General features: G+C 55.7%; 22 protein-coding genes and 1 tRNA gene. 12 read left to right on the forward strand and 11 right to left on the reverse strand.

What is annotated here, in order from left to right; all coding sequences use genetic code 11:
• Window positions 1-54: 54 nt before the first annotated feature.
• Window positions 55-1050 carry an acyltransferase gene (locus tag K5Y30_RS20655; protein ID WP_222213186.1) on the forward strand — a complete coding sequence of 332 codons (996 nt, stop codon included), beginning with the start codon at window positions 55-57 and terminating at the stop codon, window positions 1048-1050.
• On the opposite strand, the gene K5Y30_RS20660 is transcribed toward K5Y30_RS20655, so the two are convergent.
• From K5Y30_RS20660 to xylA, 3 genes are all read right to left on the reverse strand, one after another.
• Window positions 1035-1967, reverse strand: a complete 933-nt coding sequence (locus K5Y30_RS20660; RefSeq protein ID WP_222213188.1) for a GlxA family transcriptional regulator — start codon at window positions 1965-1967, stop codon at window positions 1035-1037. The genes K5Y30_RS20655 and K5Y30_RS20660 overlap by 16 nt on opposite strands.
• Before the next feature lie 170 nt (window positions 1968-2137).
• The gene (xylB, locus tag K5Y30_RS20665; RefSeq protein WP_222213190.1) at window positions 2138-3580 is read right to left on the reverse strand and encodes a xylulokinase; all 1443 of its coding nucleotides are present in this window, start codon (window positions 3578-3580) and stop codon (window positions 2138-2140) included.
• A 17-nt stretch (window positions 3581-3597) separates the two neighbouring features.
• On the reverse strand, window positions 3598-4920 hold the full coding sequence (gene xylA, locus K5Y30_RS20670; protein WP_222213192.1) for a xylose isomerase: 1323 nt from the start codon (window positions 4918-4920) through the stop codon (window positions 3598-3600).
• Window positions 4921-5265: 345 nt separating this feature from the next.
• Here xylA and xylF point away from each other — a divergent pair, with 345 nt between their 5' ends.
• The 5 genes from xylF (at window position 5266) to K5Y30_RS20695 (ending at window position 10409) form a co-directional block, all read left to right on the forward strand.
• On the forward strand, window positions 5266-6258 hold the full coding sequence (xylF, locus tag K5Y30_RS20675; protein WP_101763858.1) for a D-xylose ABC transporter substrate-binding protein: 993 nt from the start codon (window positions 5266-5268) through the stop codon (window positions 6256-6258).
• A gap of 28 nt (window positions 6259-6286) precedes the next feature.
• Window positions 6287-7807 (forward strand): xylose ABC transporter ATP-binding protein, encoded by a 1521-nt coding sequence (locus K5Y30_RS20680; RefSeq protein WP_222213194.1) that lies wholly within the window; start codon window positions 6287-6289, stop codon window positions 7805-7807.
• Window positions 7800-8981 carry a xylose ABC transporter permease XylH gene (gene xylH, locus K5Y30_RS20685; RefSeq protein ID WP_176973778.1) on the forward strand — a complete coding sequence of 394 codons (1182 nt, stop codon included), beginning with the start codon at window positions 7800-7802 and terminating at the stop codon, window positions 8979-8981. Before K5Y30_RS20680 ends, xylH begins: the two co-directional genes overlap by 8 nt.
• Window positions 8982-9074: 93 nt before the next feature.
• Entirely contained in the window at window positions 9075-10253 is a 1179-nt protein-coding gene (gene xylR / locus K5Y30_RS20690) for a D-xylose utilization transcriptional activator XylR (protein WP_061719296.1), read from the forward strand.
• Window positions 10254-10314: 61 nt separating this feature from the next.
• Window positions 10315-10409 (forward strand) — tRNA-Sec (locus tag K5Y30_RS20695).
• An 18-nt stretch (window positions 10410-10427) separates the two neighbouring features.
• Here the strand turns inward: K5Y30_RS20695 and K5Y30_RS20700 are convergent.
• On the reverse strand, window positions 10428-11087 hold the full coding sequence (locus K5Y30_RS20700) for a DUF1345 domain-containing protein (protein ID WP_101763861.1): 660 nt from the start codon (window positions 11085-11087) through the stop codon (window positions 10428-10430).
• Between the two features lie 195 nt (window positions 11088-11282).
• On the opposite strand from K5Y30_RS20700, the gene K5Y30_RS20705 reads away from it, so the two are divergent.
• The gene (locus K5Y30_RS20705) at window positions 11283-12317 is read left to right on the forward strand and encodes a virulence RhuM family protein (protein WP_222213196.1); all 1035 of its coding nucleotides are present in this window, start codon (window positions 11283-11285) and stop codon (window positions 12315-12317) included.
• A gap of 111 nt (window positions 12318-12428) precedes the next feature.
• A complete protein-coding gene (locus tag K5Y30_RS20710) occupies window positions 12429-13277 on the forward strand; it encodes an AraC family transcriptional regulator (protein ID WP_222213198.1) in 849 nt (282 codons plus the stop codon).
• Here K5Y30_RS20710 and K5Y30_RS20715 read toward each other — a convergent pair.
• Window positions 13234-13632 (reverse strand): helix-turn-helix domain-containing protein, encoded by a 399-nt coding sequence (locus K5Y30_RS20715; RefSeq protein WP_008105263.1) that lies wholly within the window; start codon window positions 13630-13632, stop codon window positions 13234-13236. The two genes, K5Y30_RS20710 and K5Y30_RS20715, sit on opposite strands and share 44 nt — an antisense overlap.
• Before the next feature lie 273 nt (window positions 13633-13905).
• Here K5Y30_RS20715 and K5Y30_RS20720 point away from each other — a divergent pair, with 273 nt between their 5' ends.
• Complete coding sequence (locus K5Y30_RS20720) at window positions 13906-14346, forward strand: acetyltransferase (protein ID WP_222213199.1); 441 nt, start codon at window positions 13906-13908, stop codon at window positions 14344-14346.
• Window position 14347: 1 nt separating this feature from the next.
• Here K5Y30_RS20720 and K5Y30_RS20725 read toward each other — a convergent pair whose 3' ends face one another.
• Window positions 14348-15340, reverse strand: a complete 993-nt coding sequence (locus tag K5Y30_RS20725; RefSeq protein WP_222213201.1) for a LacI family DNA-binding transcriptional regulator — start codon at window positions 15338-15340, stop codon at window positions 14348-14350.
• Window positions 15341-15740: 400 nt separating this feature from the next.
• On the opposite strand from K5Y30_RS20725, the gene K5Y30_RS20730 reads away from it, so the two are divergent.
• Window positions 15741-17204 carry a sugar porter family MFS transporter gene (locus K5Y30_RS20730; protein ID WP_101763868.1) on the forward strand — a complete coding sequence of 488 codons (1464 nt, stop codon included), beginning with the start codon at window positions 15741-15743 and terminating at the stop codon, window positions 17202-17204.
• A gap of 45 nt (window positions 17205-17249) precedes the next feature.
• On the opposite strand, the gene K5Y30_RS20735 is transcribed toward K5Y30_RS20730, so the two are convergent.
• The 5 genes from K5Y30_RS20735 to K5Y30_RS20755 all read right to left on the reverse strand — a co-directional run bounded on the left by K5Y30_RS20735 (window position 17250) and on the right by K5Y30_RS20755 (window position 21223).
• Window positions 17250-18380 (reverse strand): ROK family protein, encoded by a 1131-nt coding sequence (locus K5Y30_RS20735; RefSeq protein ID WP_222213202.1) that lies wholly within the window; start codon window positions 18378-18380, stop codon window positions 17250-17252.
• Window positions 18381-18388: 8 nt separating this feature from the next.
• A complete protein-coding gene (gene dnaC / locus K5Y30_RS20740) occupies window positions 18389-19129 on the reverse strand; it encodes a DNA replication protein DnaC (protein WP_110868257.1) in 741 nt (246 codons plus the stop codon).
• Window positions 19129-19665 carry a primosomal protein DnaT gene (dnaT, locus tag K5Y30_RS20745; protein WP_222213204.1) on the reverse strand — a complete coding sequence of 179 codons (537 nt, stop codon included), beginning with the start codon at window positions 19663-19665 and terminating at the stop codon, window positions 19129-19131. Before dnaT ends, dnaC begins: the two co-directional genes overlap by 1 nt.
• A gap of 111 nt (window positions 19666-19776) precedes the next feature.
• The gene (locus K5Y30_RS20750) at window positions 19777-20454 is read right to left on the reverse strand and encodes a hypothetical protein (protein WP_192236815.1); all 678 of its coding nucleotides are present in this window, start codon (window positions 20452-20454) and stop codon (window positions 19777-19779) included.
• Window positions 20455-20527: 73 nt separating this feature from the next.
• Entirely contained in the window at window positions 20528-21223 is a 696-nt protein-coding gene (locus K5Y30_RS20755) for an autotransporter (RefSeq protein ID WP_137384840.1), read from the reverse strand.
• A gap of 140 nt (window positions 21224-21363) precedes the next feature.
• On the opposite strand from K5Y30_RS20755, the gene K5Y30_RS20760 reads away from it, so the two are divergent.
• Both K5Y30_RS20760 and K5Y30_RS20765 read left to right on the forward strand, forming a co-directional pair.
• Window positions 21364-21924, forward strand: a complete 561-nt coding sequence (locus tag K5Y30_RS20760) for a DNA-3-methyladenine glycosylase I (RefSeq protein ID WP_101763874.1) — start codon at window positions 21364-21366, stop codon at window positions 21922-21924.
• Window positions 21925-22033: 109 nt separating this feature from the next.
• Complete coding sequence (locus tag K5Y30_RS20765; protein ID WP_101763875.1) at window positions 22034-22696, forward strand: OmpA family lipoprotein; 663 nt, start codon at window positions 22034-22036, stop codon at window positions 22694-22696.
• Window positions 22697-22837: the final 141 nt, after the last annotated feature.

The following is a 22837-nucleotide window of genomic DNA, read 5'->3' on the forward strand; positions in this document are numbered from 1 at the left end:
GTTGGCGCGCGGCTCACTGGCTACCCTTCTTCGCAGCGAATGCAAGAGGGTGCCATGCAGCAAAAAATTTACTGGATCGACAACTTACGTGCGGTTGCCTGCCTGATGGTGATCGTCATTCACACCACAACCTGGTACATCACCGGGCCGATGGCGGTGACAGGCCTGAGCTGGGATGTGGCGAACCTGCTTAACTCAGCGTCACGCGTCTGTGTGCCGCTGTTCTTTATGATTTCAGGCTATCTGTTTTTCGGCGAACGCAGCGCACAAGGGCGGCATCTGCTGCGCATCGTGCTGTCCCTGCTGTTCTACAGCGCGGTGGCGCTGGCCTATATCACCTGGCTGACGCCGATCAGCGAAGGACGGTCGCTGCTCAAACTGCTGCAAAAACCGGTGTTCTATCACCTGTGGTTCTTCTTCGCCATTATCGGCATCTACCTGTTATCCCCGCTGATTCAGGTGAAAAGCGTGGCACCGCGCTATGTCGCGATACTGGTGATCGTGCTGGCGGTGCTGGCGAATCCGAATACCGTGAGCCAATCGCTGGGACCGTTCCACTGGCTGCCGGTGAATCTCTATGTCAGCGGCGACAGCATTTACTACCTGCTGTATGCGCTGCTCGGGCGTGCGATTGGCTGCATGGAGACCGACAAGCGCAGCGTCAGCTGGCTGGCGGGATTGGGCTTTGTGGCCTGCGTGATTGGCATTGCGCTCGGCACCAAACAGATGCTGAAAATCAACGGCGCGTTCAACGATACCTGGTATCTCTACTGCGGGCCGCTGGTGTTTATTGCCGCCATCAGCCTGTTGATTCTGTTCAAAAACACCCTGAATCAGCGCGCGCTGCCGGGGCTCGCCACCCTCTCACGCTATTCCCTGCCGATCTACGGTTTTCACGCGCTGTTTATCCACTTTCTGCGTACCCATCACTACGACGACATGTCGCGCCCGTGGCTCGATTTGCCGTGGGTGATGGGCACGACGCTGATTGGCAGCCTGCTGCTGGCGATGGGATTACAACGCGTGGATAAGCGTCATCTGGTGAGCTGATCGTCCCAGCGCTGGTGCGCGCGGCGCAGCTGGCGTGCTGAGGAGAATCCAGCGGCCAGCGCCGCCTTCTCCGCCGCTTCGCCCTGCTGCTGGCGTTGCCGTGCAATCACTAAGCGCAGCTGTTCGTGGTACTCGCGCACGCTGATGCCCAGATGCTGGCGGAACAGGCGCGTCAGATGGCGCTCGCTGACATGCGCCCGCTCGGCCAGTGCGGTAAGCGACCAATCGTGTTCGGGGTGGGCAATCATTACATCCTGCGCGCGATGAATCGCCGGATGCATGTGATTGCGATAGCGCAGCCACGGCGACAGCTGTGGATCGTCGCCGGAACGGCGGAACCACACCACCATTTCGCGCGCCACTTTCAATGCCTGCGGCGCGCCGCACAGCCGATTGATGAGATGCAGCGCCAGATCGATGCCCGCAGTAATGCCCGCGCTGGTCCAGATGCCGCCATCTTCGACGAAAACCCGGTTATCTTTTACTAACGCCGCCGGCGCTGCCGCTTTCAGGAGCGGTAACACATCATGATGCGTGGTGCATTGGATGCCATCCAGCAATCCCGCCTGCGCCGAGAGTAATGCGCCAGAACAGATGCACACCAGCGTGATGCGCTGATCGGTAATCGCCGCCTGCTGCTGGCGCAGCCAGTCACGCGCCATCGCTGCCGGTGCGGTGTCGAAACAAACGCGCGAATCGTGTACGCCAGGCACCACCAGCAGGCTGTTTTCCGGCAGCTGCGCGGGCATGGGCGCGATGTCAGCGATGGTCATGCCGGTGGAGCACAGCACACTCGGCTGAGGGCCGATATAGTGCAGCGCGAAGTGGCCGTCGGCCAGTTGCAGGGTTTCAGCGGGGCCAGTGAGATCCAGCGCCATCACGCCGGGAAGCACGAGGAAGAAGACGGACTGCGGCATGTTGGGCTCCGGTTGGTGCGGCGTTCGGCCAGGTTGGCATTAATGCCAACCCTACATGTAGGGTCGCCATTCATGGCGACCAAATCAAGCCACTCACTTCAACATAATTACCCAATAATACCCGATAAAAACCCCAACACCCTGCCAAATCCAGCCATCACTCCTCCACATCAAGACATCAACGGCTGCAACTGCTGATACAAGCGCGCAAACACCTCGCGCTGTGGCTGATACGCCTGATGCCGCGCCGCATCCGGTTGATGCCGCTGCGCCAGTTCCAGCGACGGCCATTCGCTCGCCGGATCAATCGCCAGCTGCGCCAGTCGCGCCGCACCCAGCGCCGGGCCGACTTCGCCGCCATGACAATAATCCAGCGTTTGCCCGCTGATATCCGCCAGCATCTGACGCCAGTACGCACTTCGCGCGCCGCCGCCAATCAGCATCACGGTTTTCGGCTGCACGCCGCACTCATGCACCGCATCCATGCCTTCGGCCAGCGCGAAGCCCACGCCCTCCAGCACCGCGCGCGCCAGTTCTGGACGGCCATGCTGATGCGTTAAACCAAAGAACGCGCCCTGTGCCTGCGGATTGTTATGCGGCGTGCGCTCGCCAGAAAGGTAGGGCAGGAACCACACTGGCGGCACATCGCTGCGCGCTCTTTCCGCCTCACTCAGCAGTTGCGGCACATCGGTGCAGCCGGTCAGCGCCGCCGCCCAATCGAGGCAGGAAGCAGCGCTCAAAATCACCGACATCAAATGCCAGCGCTGCGGCAGCGCGTGGCAAAAGCTGTGCACCGCACGCTGTGGATTGCTGAGATAGCCGTCGCTCACCAGGAAATAGACGCCCGACGTGCCGAGCGACAGCATGCCTTGTCCCGGCTCAACCATGCCGACACCCACCGCGCCCGCCGCGTTATCGCCGCCGCCTGCCACCAGCGGCACGCTTTGCATGCCCCAGCGCGCGGCGACATCTGGCAACAAGGTGCCGGTGATCTGATTGCCTTCAAACAGTTGCGGCATCTGGCTGCGTTGCAAATCGCAGGCGTTGAGCATCTCATCGCTCCAGTCGCGCTGCGCCACATCCAGCCACATCGTTCCCGCCGCGTCCGACATGTCGCTGGCGAACTCACCGCTCATGCGGAAACGCAGATAATCCTTTGGCAGCAGCACTTTAGCTACCTGAGCAAACACCTGCGGCTCATGCTGTTTTACCCACAGCAGCTTAGGCGCGGTAAAGCCAGGCATCATCAGGTTGCCGGTGATGCGACGCGAATCCGGCACGCGCTTCTCCAGTTCCTGACACTGCTCGCCGCTGCGCCCGTCATTCCACAAAATCGCCGGACGCAGCACCCGATTCTCGCCATCCAGCAAGGTGGCACCGTGCATCTGCCCGCTCAGGCCAATCGCCTTCACGCCGCTGAGATCGTGCTGCTGGGCCAGCGCCTGCATGGCACGATCGGTCGCCCGCCACCAGCTTTCGGCATCTTGCTCGCTCCATAACGGCTGCGGCCGCGACACCTCCAGCGGCGCACTTTCCACTGCAATCACTTTGCCGTGCGCATCCAGCAATGCCACTTTCACGCCGGAGGTGCCTAAATCGATGCCGATAACCATGCTGCGCTCCTGAAAAGTTAAAAATCAAACAAGTAGTGATTCACCAGATTCTCCAGCTGTTCCTGGCGTCCACTACGATGCTGTGGATTAAATTGCTGTTGCTGCGCCTGTTCCGCCAGCGCGGCAAGGGAAAATTCTCCCTTCAGGATCTGCTGCCCGAACTCGCCGTTCCAGCCGCTGTAGCGCTGCGCCACACGCTTATCCAGCTCGCCATCCGCCACCATGCGTGCCGCGACTTTCAACGCCAGCGCCATGGTATCCATCGCGCCGATATGGCCGTAGAACAGGTCATATTTATCGGTGCTCTGGCGGCGGACTTTGGCATCAAAGTTTAAGCCGCCGGTGGTGAATCCGCCCGCTTTGATGATTTCGTACAACACCAGCGCATTCTCTTCGACGCTGACCGGGAACTGGTCGGTATCCCAGCCACACTGCATGTCGCCACGGTTAGCATCCACCGAGCCAAAAATGCCCAGCGCGATGGCCGTTGCGATCTCATGATGGAATGAGTGCCCCGCCAGCGTCGCATGGTTGGCTTCCACATTCACTTTGATCTCTTTCTCCAGCCCGAACTGCTTCAGGAAGCCATAAACTGTCGCGACATCATAGTCATACTGATGTTTCGTCGGCTCCTGTGGCTTGGGTTCAATCAGCAACATGCCGTGGAAACCGATCTTATGTTTGTGCTCCACCACCATCTGCATAAAGCGGCCAATCTGCTCGCGCTCCTGACGCAGGTCGGTATTCAGCAGGGTTTCATACCCTTCACGCCCGCCCCACAGCACATAGTTCTCGCCGCCCAGAGTTTGCGTGGCCTGCATGGCGCTGCACACCTGGCTGGCGGCCCAGGCAAAAATTTCCGGATCCGGATTGGTCGCCGCACCCGCACCGTAACGCGGATGGGTAAAGCAATTGGCAGTCCCCCACAGCAGTTTCACGCCGGTTTCCTGCTGTTTTTCCAGTAATTTATCGGTCATCACCGCGAAGTTTTCACGATAGCTTTTCAGCGAATCCCCTTCCGGTGAGACATCCACATCGTGGAAGCAGTAATAAGGCACATTCAGTTTATGGAAGAACTCAAAGGCGACATCGGCCTTTTGCTTCGCCAGCTCAAGCGCATCACCCGGCTTCTGCCATGGACGATCAAACGCGCCAACGCCAAACATATCCGCGCCGTTCCAGCAGAAGGTATGCCAGTAACAGGCTGCAAAGCGCAGATGCTCCGCCATGGTTTTACCGAGAATCACCTCGTCCGGGTTGTAATGACGAAACGCCAGAGGATTGCGGTTATTACTCCCTTCATAACGAACGCGATCAAGCTGGTCGAAATAGGCGTGCATAGTTAGCTCCTTAGCATGAGGACCCGAATGGTCAGCTTTGAGCGGTTATTGTGATGATGTAATTTACTGCTGCTCAATTACGATATTTAACACTCAACGTAAGATAATTATTATTTGTGCGCCAGCTCGCAAAATAATGTCGTTATTTTCATTCAGCCTCTCTCACGTCGTTTTTTCTGAAAGCGTTGAAATATCGATCGCGCTCATAAAATCGCAAATAAACCAAAAAACGTAATAGCCGGATAAAAATCAGTAATTGATGTCATCTGAAACTCAGGGCAACAATTCATCGGCCTGGTTATCAGCCTTACAACGACAACAGCCTCAACCTACAGGATTAATACCATGAACATGAAAAAATCACTGTTGGCCGCCTGCGCGGCTCTGGCCCTGTTTAGTCACGCGGGTAGCGCTAAAGAAGTCAAAATCGGTATGGCTATTGATGATTTACGTCTGGAACGCTGGCAAAAAGATCGCGATATCTTTGTGAAACAAGCCGAATCGCTGGGCGCCAAAGTGTTTGTGCAATCGGCCAACGGCAACGAAGAAACGCAGATGTCGCAAATTGAAAATATGATTAATCGCGGCGTCGATGTATTGGTCATCATTCCTTATAACGGCCAGGTTTTAAGTAACGTGGTGGCGGAAGCGAAACGTGAAGGCATTAAAGTGCTGGCGTATGACCGCATGATAAATAACGCCGATATTGATTTTTATATTTCATTCGATAATGAAAAAGTGGGCGAATTACAGGCCGAAAGTATTGTGAAGCAAGTACCAAAAGGTAATTACTTCCTGATGGGCGGCTCGCCGGTGGATAATAACGCGCGCCTGTTCCGCGCCGGTCAGATGAAAGTGTTAAAACCTTATATTGATAATGGCAGCATTAAAGTGGTCGGCGATCAGTGGGTTGATGCCTGGCTGCCGGAAAATGCCCTGAAAATAATGGAGAACGCCTTAACGGCAAACAGCAACCACATTGATGCCGTTGTAGCGTCGAATGATGCCACCGCAGGCGGTGCGATTCAGGCATTAAGCGCGCAGGGACTCTCCGGCAAAGTCGCGATCTCCGGTCAGGATGCCGATTTGGCCGCCATCAAACGCATTATGAACGGCACGCAAACCATGACGGTTTACAAACCCATCACCGAACTGGCGACCGAAGCGGCCAAAATCGCGGTGGAACTCGGTGACGACAAACAACCCGCCAGCAACAGCAAGCTGAATAATGGCCTGAAAGATGTGCCATCGCGCCTGCTGAATCCTATTCCGGTGAACAAAGACAACATTGAAAGCACGGTAGTCAAAGACGGCTTCCACAAGCAGAGCGAACTCTGAGGCGCGAGCCCGCAAAGGAGAGAGGCCGATGTTGCTGGAAATGAACCATATCACCAAGCGTTTCGGCGCGGTGAAAGCACTGGATGACGTGAGCCTGCAGCTGGAAGCCGGTGAAGTGATGTCGCTGTGCGGTGAAAACGGCTCGGGGAAATCGACACTGATGAAGATCCTGTGCGGGCTGTATCCGCACGGTGACTTCGAAGGCAGTATCCATTTTGCGGGCGACGAGATTCAGGCGCAGACCATTCGTGATACCGAACGCAAAGGGATCGTGATCATCCATCAAGAGCTGGCGCTGGTGCGGCAGCTGACGGTGATGGAGAACATTTTCCTCGGCGCAGAGCTGGGACGTTTCGGCATGGTGGATGACGAAACCATGACGCTGCGTTGCCAGCAGCTGCTGGAGCGGGTCAAGCTGCAAGTATCGCCGGATACGCGCGTCGGCGAGCTGGGATTAGGCCAGCAACAGCTGGTGGAGATTGCACGCGCCTTGAATAAACAGGTGCGCCTGCTGATCCTTGACGAGCCGACCTCTTCGCTCACCGAACAGGAAACTGAGGTGCTGCTAAGCATCATCAAAAACCTGCGCGAACACGGCATCGCCTGCATCTACATCTCGCACAAACTCAATGAGGTAAAAGCGATTTCGGACACCATCTGCGTGATCCGCGACGGTCAGCATATCGCGACCCGCGCGGCCGCCGGGCTGAGTGAGGATGACATCATCACCATGATGGTCGGGCGCGAGCTGACGGCGCTCTATCCGCATAGCCCACACGAGATTGGCGAAACCGTGTTGCAGGTGGAGAACCTCACGGCGTGGCATCCCGTCAACCGCCATATTCGCCGGGTGGATAACGTCTCTTTTAGCCTTAAGCGCGGCGAAATTCTTGGCATTGCCGGGCTGGTCGGTGCCGGTCGAACCGAAACCGTGCAGTGTCTGTTTGGCGTTTGGCCGGGACGCTGGCAGGGCGATATTCACATCAACGGTAAGAAAGTCCGTATCAATGACTGCCGCGCCGCCATCGCGCACGGCATCGCGATGGTGCCGGAAGATCGCAAAAAGGATGGCATCGTGCCGCTAATGGGCGTGGGCAAAAACATCACGCTGGCCGCGCTGGATCAATTCTCTCCCCGACTTTCGCTGCTGGATGAAGCGCAGGAGCAGCAGGCGATCAACCAGGCCATTGCGCGCCTGCGGGTGAAAACCTCGTCGGCGGAACTGCCGATTGGTCGCCTGAGCGGCGGGAATCAACAGAAAGCGATCCTCGCTAAATGTCTGCTGCTCAATCCAAAAATCTTAATTCTTGATGAGCCTACGCGCGGCATTGATGTGGGCGCGCGCCAGGAAATCTATCTGCTGATCAATTCGCTAGTGCAGCAAGGGATTGCCGTGATTGTCATTTCGTCTGAGCTGCCCGAAGTGCTGGGCCTGAGCGATCGGGTTTTGGTGATGCATGAAGGCAAAATCAAAGCCGATCTGATTAACGATAACCTGACTCAGGAGCAGGTGATGGAAGCTGCCCTGCGGAGTGAACACTATGTTTAAGACCGAAAGTACGCAACGCGGCCTCACCTCGCCGGGCAAAGGTGCGCCAGGTAAATTCTCGCTGCCGGATCTGCAGGTGCTGGTGATGCTGGGTGCGATTGTGCTGATCGCCCTGTTCTTCACCTGGACCACCGACGGTGCCTGGCTCAGCGCACGTAATGTTTCCAACCTGCTGCGCCAGACCGCCATCACCGGCATTCTTGCGGTCGGCATGGTGTTCGTCATTATCTCTGCGGAGATCGATCTCTCAGTGGGTTCGATGATGGGATTGCTCGGCGGGGCCGCGGCCATCTTTGACGTCTGGCTCGGTTGGCCGCTGCCGCTCACCATCGTCGTGACCTTAGTGATGGGCTTGCTGCTCGGAACCTGGAACGGCTGGTGGGTCGCCTATCGCAAAGTCCCGTCGTTTATTGTCACGCTGGCGGGGATGCTGGCGTTTCGCGGCATTCTGGTCGGCATCACCGACGGTACCACGGTGGCGCCCACCAGCCCGGCGATGTCGCAGATTGGCCAAAGCTATCTGCCTGGCGGGATCGGTTTTGGCTTCGGCTTTGCTGGCCTGGCGCTGTTTATCCTCTGGCAATGGCGCTTGCGCCTGCGTCGCCAACAGCTTGGTCTGGCGCAAACCTCTGTCAGCGGTGCGCTAGTACGGCAGGTCGTCACCGCCGTTCTGGTACTGGGCGCGATTTGGCTGCTCAACGACTATCGCGGCGTACCAACGCCGGTCTTGCTGCTGGCGCTGCTGTTGCTCGGCGGCATGTTTATGGCGACGCGGACGGCCTTTGGTCGCCGGATTTATGCCATCGGTGGCAACCTGGATGCCGCGCGCCTTTCCGGCATTAATGTGGCCCGCACCAAGCTGGCGGTTTTCGCCATCAATGGCGTGATGGTGGCGATTGCTGGCCTGATCCTGAGCTCACGCCTTGGCGCGGGTTCGCCTTCGGCAGGCAACATTGCCGAGCTGGATGCTATCGCCGCCTGTGTGATTGGCGGCACCAGCCTGGCGGGCGGCGTTGGCTCGGTGGCGGGCGCGGTCATCGGCGCATTTATCATGGCGTCGCTGGATAACGGCATGAGCATGATGGATGTCCCGACCTTTTGGCAGTACATCGTCAAGGGCGCCATTCTGCTACTGGCGGTGTGGATGGATACTGCGACGCGCCGACGGGTGTAATCGCGTGGGGGATCACAATGTGGTGCAAATTCTTTCTGCTGTCCGTCGTGCCATGCTATGCAAGGTGCTGTCGATTTAGGAGAGTGCGCCACGATGCATGAGAAACGCTTTCGCATTACGTTGCTGTTCAACGCCAATAAGGTCTATGACCGCCAGGTGGTTGAGGGCGTCGGTGAGTATTTACAGGCATCACAAACGGATTGGGACATTTTCATTGAAGAGGATTTTCGTTGCCGCATCGACAATATCCGTGAATGGCTGGGCGACGGGGTTATCGCGGATTACGACGATCCCTCGATTGAAAAACTGCTGGCGAACGTCTCGGTGCCGATAGTTGGCGTTGGCGGATCGTACCATCAGCCGCAGGACTATCCGCCGGTGCATTACATCGCCACCGACAACGCCGCGCTGGTCGAGAGCGCCTTTTTGCATTTGAAAGAGAAAGGCGTGAACCGCTTTGCATTCTATGGCTTGCCCGCAGCCAGCGGCAAACGCTGGGCGCAAGAGCGTGAACATGCGTTTCGCCAGCTGGTGGCGCGCGAGCGTTATCAGGGCGTGGTTTATCAGGGCATGGAAACGGCACCAGAAAACTGGCAGCACGCTCAGAACCGCCTGGCTGACTGGCTACAAACCCTGCCGCAGCAAACCGGCATCATCGCCGTCACCGATGCCCGCGCGCGCCATCTGCTGCAGGCCTGTGAATATCTCAAAATCCCGGTGCCGGAAAAGCTCACGGTAATCGGGATTGATAACGAGGAACTGACGCGTTATCTGTCGCGCGTGGCGCTCTCATCCGTGGCGCAGGGTTCACGCCAGATGGGTTATCAGGCGGCAAAACTGCTGCATCGCCTGCTGGATAATCAGCCTCTGCAACTGCAACGAATTCTGGTACCACCGGTAAAAGTGATTGCGCGACGCTCCACCGATTTCCGCTCCTTGCACGATCCTGCGGTGATTCAGGCGATGCATTACATCCGCTTTAACGCCTGCAAAGGCATTAAAGTTGAACAGGTGCTGGATGCCATCGGCATCTCGCGATCGAATCTGGAAAAACGCTTCCGTGATGAAACCGGCGACACCATTCACGCCATGATTCACCGCGAAAAACTGGAGAAAGCACGCGAGCTGCTGGCGTGTTCTTCGCTGAGCATCAATGAGATCTCACAAATGTGTGGCTACCCGTCTCTGCAATATTTCTATTCGGTGTTTAAGAAGAGTTACGCCAACACGCCGAAGGAGTATCGGCAGCTTCACGGTGAAAACGTGCTGTGACGCACGGCTGAGATCAAGAATTCCGCCGCGATTGTCGCTATACTCCTGCGGCATCTTCAAAGGAAGATCGTCGTCTCCGGTGAGGCGGCCGGATTTCAAATCCGGTTGGGGCCGCCAGCGGTCCTGGGCAGGTTCGACTCCTGTGATCTTCCGCCACTTTTTTGTTTCATTCAGCTAACTCAACAACCCCGCCCCCACATTCACTGACAATCCCAAAATCGCCAGATTGAATACAAACGAAATCACCGACTGTAACAGAGCGATTTGCCGCATATCCGTGGTGCCCGTTGCCACATCGGCGGTTTGCGATGCTACCGCGATGGTGAAAGAGAAGTAGAGAAAATCCCAGTATCCCGGCTGCTCGGGCTTTTCAGGAAAGATCATCGGCGTGACATCCTTGCTGCGCCGCAGATAGTGATGGTGCGCGTAATGCATGGCGAATGACGTCGGAAGCAGCGCCCAGGAAACCACCAAGGTTGCCGCGGTCAGCAGCAGATGCAGCACGCGCGGCGTTCCCGTCAGGCTCTTCAGCGTGGTGAGTTCCATCAGAATCGCCAGAATGCTGACCAGGCAGGTGAGCGTTACCATACTCAACACCAGCGTCGCGCTTTCATCCTCGATTTTAGCAATATGCGGAATATCTTTGGCCTCGGTGCCTAGCATGCGCAGCCACAGAAAAGCGAGATAGAGCCATGCCAGCACGTTCCAGCCAATCAGCAGACGCTGCAACATGCCCAGGTGCGCAGGCAGGAAGAAATAACAGGCCACGCCAGCCACAATCGAAATCAGCAAACGCAGACGCGCGCGAAGGTAATGCATCAGAGAAAGGCTCATGGTGTCAGAGGCTTAGTGAAGGAAGGTGGATAGGTTAACTGTAGACGCTGATAAAGAGGTTGTAATTGCGGAGCACCCCAACCACTTATCAAATCTGCTGCGCTGCAGTTGATAAAATAATCGCCAATCGACTAATGAGCTTCATTGCGTCTCTCTGGCATACTGTGCACCAGATCCTAAAAGAGCGGAGGCGACATGTCAGAGGAGCAATCCACACCATCACCAGCAGGCGAATTTGTCATGTTCGCAAGCGGCGATGGGAAAGTGCGGGTTGAATGTCGCTTTGAAAACGAAACTCTGTGGCTTTCTCAGGCCATGATATGTGAGCTGTTTAATAAAGCGAAAGCGACCATCAGTGGGCATATCAAAAACATCTTCGAAGAGGGTGAACTGCTGGAAAATTCAGTTGTTCGGTTTTACCGAACAACTGCCAGCGATGGAAAAAATTATCAGGTTCAATACTTTAGCCTGCCAATGATTCTCGCCATCGGTTATCGCGTCCGCTCTGCTCGCGGTACTCAGTTCCGCCAATGGGCAACGCAAACCCTGCAAGAATATTTGGTCAAGGGCTTCGTGATGGACGACGAGCGGCTGAGAAATCCGCCGGTTGGTTCATCCGCAGTACCTGACTATTTCGATGAAATGCTGGAGCGTATTCGCGACATTCGCGCCAGTGAGCGTCGGATGTATTTACGCGTTCGCGAGATTTTTGCCTTAGCGGCTGACTATCAACCTTCCCTGAAAGAGACAACGCAGTTTTTTCAAACCATTCAGAACAAATTGCACTTTGCGTGTACCGGTTATACCGCGGCCGAGCTGATTCATTTGCGCGCCAACGCCAGCCAACCTCATATGGGTTTGACCAGTTTCAAAGGTGAAGAGGTGCGCAGAAGCGATGTCACCGTGGCTAAAAATTATCTGGTTCAGGACGAAGTGAGCGAGCTCAATCGCGTGGTCACGATGTGGCTGGATTTCGCCGAAGATCAGGCGCGCCGCCGCCAGCAGATTTTTCTTCGCGATTGGCAGAACAAACTCGATCAATTTTTGCAATTTAACGATCGCGATGTGCTGCAAGGTGCGGGTTCAATCAGTAAGAAAATGGCCGATGAAAAAGCGCAGGCTGAATACGGTGAATTCGCCGAGCAACAGCGTCGTTTGAAAGAGTCAGAAGGTGAAAACAACATTGCCAGTCTGCTGCAGTGGCAGACAAGCCCTAAGAAATCGAAATGATCGCCGCTGGGCCGCATCCCGCCATTTCGCTCCTCAACTTATACGCGCCCACTCTTTACTTCCCCACCAATCTCCGCCACTTTGCTCCTTCATCGCTTTGTGGAGCCTGGCATGCTAATCCATCCAACCGATACTCTGACTTTTTCAGGTAATCCGCGTCAGGCTGAGCTGCGTCAGCGCCTGCTGGAGCCGGATGCGCCGAAAGTTATTGCCGCTGCGTTAGCGAAACAGCTGGACCGTGAAACCTTTACCCATCGCCACGCTGCGGGGCAGCTCTTCTGTTTGAAGCAGGGATTGATGACGGTAAAAACGCCGTCCGGTATTTTCGCCAATCCGCCGCGACTGGTTGGCTGGATTCCGCCCTACTTTGAACATGCAATCATCGGGCCGGGACCGGTGCTTGGCTGGACGGTATTGGTGGACGATGCGCTGGCCAAGCCATTGCCGGATCATCCCGTCCTGCTTTCCTGCCCGTCGGTGCTGGAGCCGCTGGCGGAAAGACTGGCAACCTTGTCGCCCGATCACTGGGGCAGCGCGCGCTACAATCGCCTGTGCGAGGTGTTCCTGGATGAGTTATATGAATCGACCGAACATCCGCTGACGTTACCGCTGCCGGCAGAACCGCGCTTGCTGCAGATTGCGCGCCTGTTGATGGACGACCCCGCCGATACGCGTACCGGGCCCGAACTGGCGCGCTGGGCGGGACTCAGCCCGCGCAGTCTGAGCCGTCATTGGGCCAGCGCGGTCGGCATGAGTTTGACGCGCTATCGCCAGGTTTCACGTTTACTCAAATCACTGGAAGGATTGGCGGCGGGCAAAAGTGTGCAGCAAGTGGCGTGGCAGGTCGGATTCGACAGCGTTAGCAGCTATATCAGCGCTTTTCGCAGCGCGTTTGGCTCAACGCCCGGCAAATACTTTACGCCGCAAGCCGACTTTGCGGATGCAAAAACAGCAAACTAGCGGGCCCGTCAATGTCCGGCAAAGTGTGCTGATATTTGCGACGGAACGCGCCGGGCGGCAGATCGAACATGCGGCGGAAAGTGCGGCAGTAAGTTTGCTGCGAGTCGAAGCCATATTTGATGGCGATATCCATCAGCGGCGTATTGCTGTTCAACAGCGCAATCACCGAAGCCGTTAACTTGCGCTCGCGAATATAGGTACCCAGCGCGACGCCGGTGTAACTGCGAAACAGTCGCTGCAGATGCCACTGCGAATAACCGGCGCGGCGCGCCACGGTTTCCAGAATGAGTTTCTGCTCAATGTTGTCCTCAATCCAGAGCATCAGTTGCTGCATAAAGGCGGCGTGCATATCCATCTTTCCTCCTGATGTCGAAATGAATACCGTGATACCGATAAATCGTCGCACTGATCGTAGCGGCGCGATTTATCGCGCAATAAATTGCGCCGCTACGATCAGTGTGCTCTGAAACTTCGGTGTCAGCGATTAACTGATAAGCATTATAAGAAGACGCTAACTGGCTATGTGATGGTCAAAAGCCAATAAATAACGATAACTCGCCAATTTGGCGCTTTATCATTCAGGCCGAATATTTCATCATCTCTGCTGATCAAGAGAATGGAGAACACCATGAAAGGAATTTACCCCGCGCAGAGGAGCGATTTTGCGGCGATAACCATTGTGTGGGAAGCCTCGGTGCGGGCGACGCATCATTTCCTGCAAGATGCGGATATCCGCGCTCTGCGCCCGTTGGTGCGCGAGCAATATTTGCCGATGGTTGAGCTGCGTGTTTATCGCGATGAACAACAGAACATCGTCGGTTTTCTCGGCGTAGCGGAAAATCGGCTGGAAATGCTGTTTGTCGCGCCGCAAGTGTTTGGTCTTGGCATAGGCAAACAGCTACTGCGCTACGCCATCGAACAAATGAATGTCAGCGAACTGGATGTGAACGAGCAGAATCCGCAGGCGCTGGGTTTCTATCAACATCAGGGATTTGTTATCACCGGCCGCTCGCCGCTGGATGGTCAGGGAAATCCTTTTCCGCTGCTTCATCTGCGCTATGCGCAGTGATTTAAATGGTCGCGCCCATTGAAAGGCGATAATGCAGGTCGACCTGCTCGATGGTGGGCTGCTGGTTGATCTTTTTCAGGATGATCTCCGTCGCCACTTTTCCCATCTCAAAGCGCGGCGTGATCACGCTGGCTAAGCGTGGCGTGGTTGCCTGACCAATTTCCAGCCCGTGAAAACCGGCAATCGCCATCGCTTGTGGCACGGCAATGCGCGCCGCCTGACACTCCTGTAGTACGCCAACCGCCAGATCGTCATTGGTACAGAGAATCGCATCCATCTCCGGATAGAGCTGGCGCGCCAGCGTCATCATGCCGGTACCAATCGATACCGAAGAGACCTTGTTCGGCACAATCCGGCCCGCAGGCAACTCGGCCGCTTCAACTGCATCGCGATAACCGGCGTAGCGTTGCTCATCACGGCGATCGGACATCGAACCAAAATAGATAACGCGCTGTTTGCCGCTGGCCAGCAGCATCGCCGTCATGTCGTAGCCGGCGCGATAGTTGTCGAAGCCCACATTGATGCGTCCACGCGCCTCGGTCAGCCCCATCACTTCCGCCACCGGAATGTTGGCGGCGTTTAGATATTTTTCTGCGCGCACGGTGTGCACAGATTCGGTCAGGATCAGCCCTTTGATGTTAAAGGCCAGCACCGTGGCGATCTGCTCCTCTTCACGCTGGGCGTTGTAGTCGTAATTGACCACCAGCGTTTGATAACCGTGCGCGCTGGTCACCGATTCAATACCCGCCAGCAAGTCGGCAAAGATTTGATTATTAAAAGAAGGAATTAACACGCCAATGCGCGGTGGGTTCTGTTTGGTCGCTGCGACATTTTCGCTATCCGCGACGTAGCCAATTTCGGCAATCACGCTGGCGATTTTCTCCGCCGTTTCCGTTTTGACCTTTTCCGGCGTGCGCAGATAGCGACTTACCGTCATTTTGGTGACGCCCGCCAGGGTAGCAATATCGTCCAGAGTGATGCGCTGCGTTTTCATTACGGCGTCCGCAAAGAGGGGCTGATAATCAACGTATTATGCCCGTTGCCTGTTAAAAAATGAAACGCACCCGTGCGCTGCGTTGGGTGAAATAAACCCGGTAAACCCGCGTGTTTAACAGAATGAAAATTCCAATAAAAAGCAAATTTTGCAATGCCCGCACAGAGTGAATTGATGAAAAACCTATCATTTCATTGGGCTATAAGCATACCCTGACGACTTATTCAGCAATTTTCGCCACCCTCTTCACACTTTTCGGAAAAAATGATCCAAATAACATCATTTAGAACATATATTCCAACACGAAGACCTCGCGTGAATAAAAGTTGAACATCGAAACCTACACCACCCTCTTTCTGGACAAGTAACGTTCAGGCCGTAGAGACAAGGGGCTATAACAATGGATACCAGGCAAAAACGCTACAACATGAAGTATGTCATTCTCTGCTGTACTGTCGCGGCATTCGGCGGTCTGCTGATGGGATATGACTCTTCCATTATCTCCGGTGCAATCGAACCCTTAAGTGAATATTTCCAGTTAACGCCCGCTGAAACCGGCTGGGCCGTTTCCAATATCCTGCTCGGCAGTTTGATCGGCTGCTTTATGGCACCGCGCCTCAGTGACAAGCTGGGACGTAAAAAATCCCTCGCCATCACCGCCCTGCTGTTTACCGTTTCGGTGATCGGCACGGCGCTGGCGCATAACTTCACCGTGTTTGTCATCTTCCGCATGATTGGCGGATTAGCGATTGGCCTGGCGTCGGTAATTTCGCCTATCTATCTGGCCGAGCTGTCGCCTTCGAAGTTTCGTGGCCGTACCACCGCGCTCTATGCGGTGTGCTGCGTCGGCGGACAATCAGTAGTGTTGCTGACCAACTACTTCATCACCAAATCCACCTTGCCTGATGTGATGATCAACATGGGCTGGCGCTACATCCTCGCCACCGCGCTGGTGCCGTGCGCGCTGTTTATTTTGTTCATCGCCTTTATCCCGGAATCACCGCGCTGGAACGTGCTGAAAGGCAAGTACGATGAAGCGCTGGATACGCTGACCAAAATCTCTAACCGCGAACATGCCGAGAGCGTGTTCAACGAAATCAAACATTCGTTTTCTGATAAAACCGCGCAGCAGCACAAATCGCGTCTGCGTCTGGATAAAACCACCATTCCATTGCTGATCGTCGGCATCGGTTTGGCGGTAGGTAACCAGATCAGCGGTATCAACGTCATTCAGTACTTTGGGCCAACCTTGCTGAAAAACGTCGCGGGCAGCACTGACTCAGCGCTGCTGCAAACCTTCTGGCTGTCGATTTGTCAGTTTATTGGCGTGCTGGCGGGGATGATGCTGATCGATAAAGTCGGTCGTCGTAAGCTGCTGCTGCTGGGCGCAATCACCTCTTGCGTGTGCCTGACCTACTCCTTCATCGCCTTCTATTACCACTTGCCGGGTATGCTGGCGGTTATTGGCCTGTTCGCTTACATGATTTTCTTCGGTATGACGTGGGGGCAGATCGTCTGGACAGTGCTGGGCGAAGTGTTCCCAACCGAGATTCGTTCGATTTGCGTGGGGATTTCCATCTGCGCGATGTCGATGGCCAACTTTGTTATCAGCAGCACCTTCCCGATCATGAACAGCAGCCCGATGCTGCTGGATATGTTCCACGGTGGCTTCCCGCTGTTGCTGTTCGCAATCTTCTCGCTGGGTATGTACTTCTTCACCTTCCGCTATCTGCCAGAAACAGCCGGCGTGTCGCTTGAGAAGATTCATGCGCTGGTGCTGCGTAAATTTAACGTCGAAGCAGAGTTGCCGGAGACGACGTCCACCGTGAAGGCGAGCGAATCATTTGATATTCCACGGCATTAATCGGTAAGGATAGGGATCTGCAGGGCGCCCTCTATGGCGCCCTTGTTAACTCAGGCGTTCGTACTGCTCAATCACCGCCAGCGCTAAGCCGTTGGCCGGATCGATACGCAGCGGCAGGAAATGCAGCGCGGTATGGGCGAAGGTAAAGGCCAGCGCACCGGCCTGCGCCGCCTGCTGCACCGCCTGCACAAACGCTGGCTGCGCATTCCACGGCCCATCAATAATGATGCTGGCCGGATTCACCAGCTGCATCACCTGACTCAACGCGTTGCCCAAGTGGGTGCCCGCCTGCGTCATCACCTCTTTCAGGATTTCCGGTTCGCTCTCGCCATTCTGCCAGCGCAGGCCCGGTTTACGTTTTGCCAGCTGCTGCTGAATGGCCGGTTTGCTCACCAGCGTTTCCAGACAACCTAAGCGACCGCAGCTACAGCGTTCGCCGTTGGGTTGCACGATAAGATGGCCGATCTCGCCCGCCGTCCAGCTGCTGCCGGTAAACACTTCGCCGTGTTCCACCAGCGCGCCACCTAATCCTTCAGAAATTCGCAGATAGAAATGGCTTTGCGACTTATTCAGTTCGAGTTGCTGCACCGAAAGCAGCGCCGCCGCTTTGACGTTATTCATGATGCGCAGCGGCAGCGGCATCTCGTGGCTGAGGATGGTCATCACATCCACATCCTGCCAGCCCAAATGCGCGGAAAAATGCACCCAGCCGCGATGCGGATCGATGATGCCAGGGAAACCAATCGCCACGCCGAGCAGCTCGGGATGCGCCGCGTGCAAGGTCTGGCACACTTCCACCAGCTCATGCAGCAACTGCTCGGGATCGCTGGTTTCGGTGCGCCAGGTTTGCTCGGCAATCACCTGCGAGAAATAGTCGCACACGCGCCAGTGAATCGCCTGGCGCTCCACCATGATGCCCGCGCTTTTCAGCTTTTCGGCGCGCAGCGAGATTTCGATTTTCGGTCGTCCCGCTGACGCCACGCTAACCGGGCCGAGCTCATTGATCAGCCCGGCTTCCAGCAAATCATCGACAATCAGTGAAACGGTGTTTTTGCTCAGCTTGAGCGCTAATGCCAGATCCTGGCGGGAGGTGATGCGGGTGGTGCGCAGTTGCATCATCACCCGCTTCAGGTTGTTCAGGCGAAGTAGTGCTGGACCTTTACCGGCTGCTTTCATAGCACTCCTCAATACTCATCACCGCGCACACGGCTGCGATAACTTTCCCAGTCAAAGCGCACCCACAAGCTGTTGCCGAGGCGCATACGGTCCATCACGCGTTCACCCAGCAGCGAATTCATGCCGGCGGGATCGAGGTTCGATAACATGCCCGTTGGGCGTTTCGACGATGAGCGGCGATCAACAATCTGATTGATGATCACTTTTTCATAGCGCGATTCACTCTGCATGCCGATCTCATCGATCACCAGCAGATCCACATGGCTGAGATCGTGCAGCAGGCGCTCTTCGGTTAAATCGCTGCCGCCGCTGAAAGTGCCCTTCATGCTCGACATCAAGTCGGCCACGGTGACAATCAGCACGCTTTTACCGCGAATAATAAGATCGTTACCAATCGCTGCAGCAAGGTGGTTTTTACCGGTGCCGGGACGGCCAGAGAAAACAAAACTGGAGATGCTATTTTCAAATCCGGCGGCGTATTCGCGCGCCATGGCCAGCGCTTTACGCTGCCCATCATTTTCCACGCGATAGTTGTCGAACGAGCAGTTCATGTGCAGCTCGCGGATGCCCGAGCGCCCCATGATGCGCTGCATTTTCATCGCGCGGTTTTCTCGCACAATCGCTTCCGAGCGCAAGCGGCCCTGTTCCTGGTTCCAGGCCAGCAGCTCCGCGCCGCTTTTGAATTTCGGCTGCACTTCGGAGGGCATCATCTTTTTCAGGCGACTAAAAAGATCGTTCGGCGTTTTCATTACTCACCTCGGAATCCATCGGGAATATCGTAATCAGTATTGCTGATTTGCGTGAGATCGCGCTTTGGCTGTCCGCCATTGGCGGCGCGATTCATCTGCACGCTGCGCGCTAGCTTCTGCTGCCACTGCACATGATGGAACAAACGGCCTTCCGCCTGCCAGTACGCCACAAACGTGGCCAGCTCGGCGGCGGTAACCGGTTCACTCAACGCCACGCCCCAGATGGCGGCCTGACGCTGAAAATCGCTATCGGGCTGCCAGCCTTCATACATTGCGAACTTGCCCACCGGCGTGGCGATGGGCGCGCTTTCGGTCTGAAACAGACTCTCATCCAGCGTGACATCATTGGGCTGCTGCGCGGCGGCTTCCAGCGCCAGCAGCTGCGCCAGACGCTGCGGCGTGAGCGCATAAAACGCCGGCGTATTGTTATGCAGCACCGCCAGCGTGCCGTTATCGGCCTGCTGCAGCACGGTGAGCGGGTCATGGCAGAAGCCATCCAGCCCCACCAACGTTGAAGATAAGATTTTGACTGACATGAAGAAACCTGACGTTAACCAGCATGGTGCGCCGGGCGGCAAATTCAGCCCGGCGTTATGCGGTAAGTGTACCTGTTTTAGGACAAGTGATCGTCAAAAAGGTCGCAGCGATTAGCGTGGCATCGTCAGCGGTTCGGCGCGATCCACATGGCGTGACGCGTGCGGCACCCGAACCGCGACAGGCTGCGGCCGGGTTTGCCAAAGATAGCGAGCCGATGCGATCAGGCACAGGCTGTAGCCAAACATCTCGCTGCCCTCTTCCGCCATGTTTTTTACCACGCGGTTATAACCATCGAGCATCAGATGTTCCCACAGCTGATGCATGCCAAACAGGCGCGAAAACACCAAAATAGCCAGTAAACCTGCGGCCATCATCTGCCAGCTGCGATGCTGAACCAGCGACGCCAGGCCGGGCAGGATCTGGCGCGGCTGGCGGAAGGCCATCGCCAGACAGGCCGCCGTCGTCGCCAGCGCAAACCACAGCCATGCGCCGTGCCTGATGAAATCGAACAGGAAGTCCATCTCACGAATCAGCATGCAGCTGTAAAAACCGCCGACCAGGATCAGCACGCTGCGTTGTGATGGCCGCTGCCAGGCCGAGAGGAAATAGAAGGTGGCGATGAGCAAGAGCATCAGCTCCTGGGTGATTTCGGTGAAGGAGGTTTCGTGCAGGGCATCGTTCATCCAGTTGACGTCGATGTAGACCATCGCCATACAGAAAACGAGCACCAATCCACTGATGAGAAAGGCCGTAACTTCACGGCTAATAAGAATAATATTGTTGCGCATATTGTGACCAAAGTAATGATTAGCGCGCTTAGTATATGGACCTCAGGTTTTGTCACTTCTCTTTTTATGCCGATTAGAAGCTGGCGCTGACGCCCAGGCTATAAATAAACTGCTCGCCGCTGGTCACTGCGCCCGTTTGCGCAAAAGAAGCAAAGGCCGCCATATTTTGCCCCAGCGGCATATTTGCGCCGACGCTGACATCCACCCAATTGTTTTCCCGTCCGTTGATATCCTCGGCTCGTTCGCGGGTGGGCGATGGCAACTCTTCATTTACCAGATGGCTGTAACTTACCTGCGCCCACGGCGATATCCCACTAAAGCTAGAATCCACGCGCCAGCCAACGGAGGCAATGTGCTCGGCGTTGTTGCTATCCACTCCTGCGCACTTCGGACAGCTCAAAGTCGAATCATCTACCGCAAACTGCGCCACCGGCCCGGTGCTCACCGCTTTACTCATCGGCATCGACCAGCCGGCAGAGTAGCGATTAACAAAAGGCGTAGCGCCGACGCTGGCGGTTTCACTGTGCATCACCAGCGCGTAGTCATTCGGCGAGTTAAGCGCGGCGTCAAACAGGTTGGCATCGGGGTTTTCTGTCAACATCAGGTGATTACTGGAAATTTTTTCAGCAAGTATGGCGTTGTAATCGGGTGCGCTATTCTGGCTCGATTGATCAAAGGCATAGGTATTCCCGGCCAGAAAAAATAGCCATACACTGCCAAAAGCCAGCGCGATTATATGCTGGCCTGTCCGCTGACTTTTCTGCAACATGAAGGACTCCTGACGAGCCGGGAAGAGATGGGCGTTTAGGTTTTATAAGATCTATATCGGCGCCCCTTGTATAACTATTAATCGCTTTTGCCATTCGTCAAGGGAACTACCGCTATTTCATAGGCTAAGGGAGTGATGCAATGCAACGTTGTGGCTGGGTAACTGAGGATCCACTGTATCTGGCGTACCACGATAAAGAGTGGGGCGTGCCGCAAACCGATAAGCGAGTCTTATTTGAAATGGTCTGTCTTGAAGGCCAACAGGCCGGACTTTCATGGATTACGGTACTGAAAAAACGCGAAAACTACCGCCGCGCGTTCCATGAATTTGATCCCGCAGCCGTGGCGTTGATGGATGAAAGCGACATGGCACGGTTGATGCAAAATGCAGGACTGATTCGCCATCGCGGCAAGCTGGAAGCGATCATCAACAATGCGCGTGCCTTGCTGGCGCTGGAAGCCACCGGAGAGGAGTTTTCACGCTTTATCTGGTCTTTTGTCGACCATACGCCGATTTTGCACCGTTACGCTAACTACAAAGACGCGCCAACCACTTCCGAGCCCGCGATTGCGCTATCGAAAGCACTTAAGAAGCGTGGTTTTAAATTCGTCGGCCCCACAACCTGCCACTCATTTCTACAGGCCTGCGGCTTAATTAACGATCATCAAACCAGCTGTTTCTGCCATCCTGATAATCTTTAAAGCAAAAGTTTACAAATTAAGACTGACCCTCACGCATTTCCCCATAATTGAACGGCATAATAGTGCCGTTTTGGGACTTTTCCCTGTTTAAATCTGTGAGGGATTTTTCATGAATAAGCGTATTTTGGCGCTGACCTTGTTATTGAGCGGCAGCCTCGCGCTGTCGGGTTGTACCACCAATCCGTATACCGGCGAATCGCAGGCGGGTAAATCGGGCATCGGCGCCGGCTTAGGCGCGGTGCTGGGCGCGGGCGTGGGCGTGCTGTCGTCGTCGAAGAAAGATCGCGGTAAAGGCGCGCTGATTGGCGCGGCATCCGGTGCTGCACTGGGCGGCGGCGCGGGTTATTACATGGATGTGCAGGAAGCGAAACTGCGCGACAAAATGCGCGGCACCGGCGTCAGCGTGACGCGTCAGGGTGACAACATCGTGCTCAACATGCCAAATAACGTCACCTTTGATTCTAACAGCAGCAACCTGAAACCGGCGGGCGCTAACACCCTGACCGGCGTCGCGATGGTGCTGAAAGAGTATCCAAAAACCGCCGTGAATGTGGTGGGCTACACCGACAGTACCGGCACGCGCGCGCTGAATATGCGCCTGTCACAGCAGCGCGCCGACAGCGTGGCCAGCGGTCTGATTCTGCAAGGCGTGGCGCAAAACCGTCTGCGCACCCAGGGTTTAGGCCCGGATAATCCGGTTGCCAGCAACAGCACCGAAGACGGTAAAGCACAGAACCGTCGCGTTGAGATCACCCTCAGCCCGCTGGGCTAAAAGTAAAGAGCCGATCTGCACGAACAGATCGGCTTTTGTCACATTTTTCCGCCTCTTTTGACACCATCTTTGTTAGAAAAAGCTAAAAAATTCGTAACCGATAGAGCCGCCTTTTCCTTTATGCTAGCGTGATCAAAAATT

Origin of the sequence: Pantoea sp. DY-5 (genome assembly GCF_019795955.1) — a bacterium.
GTDB lineage: Bacteria > Pseudomonadota > Gammaproteobacteria > Enterobacterales > Enterobacteriaceae > Pantoea > Pantoea leporis.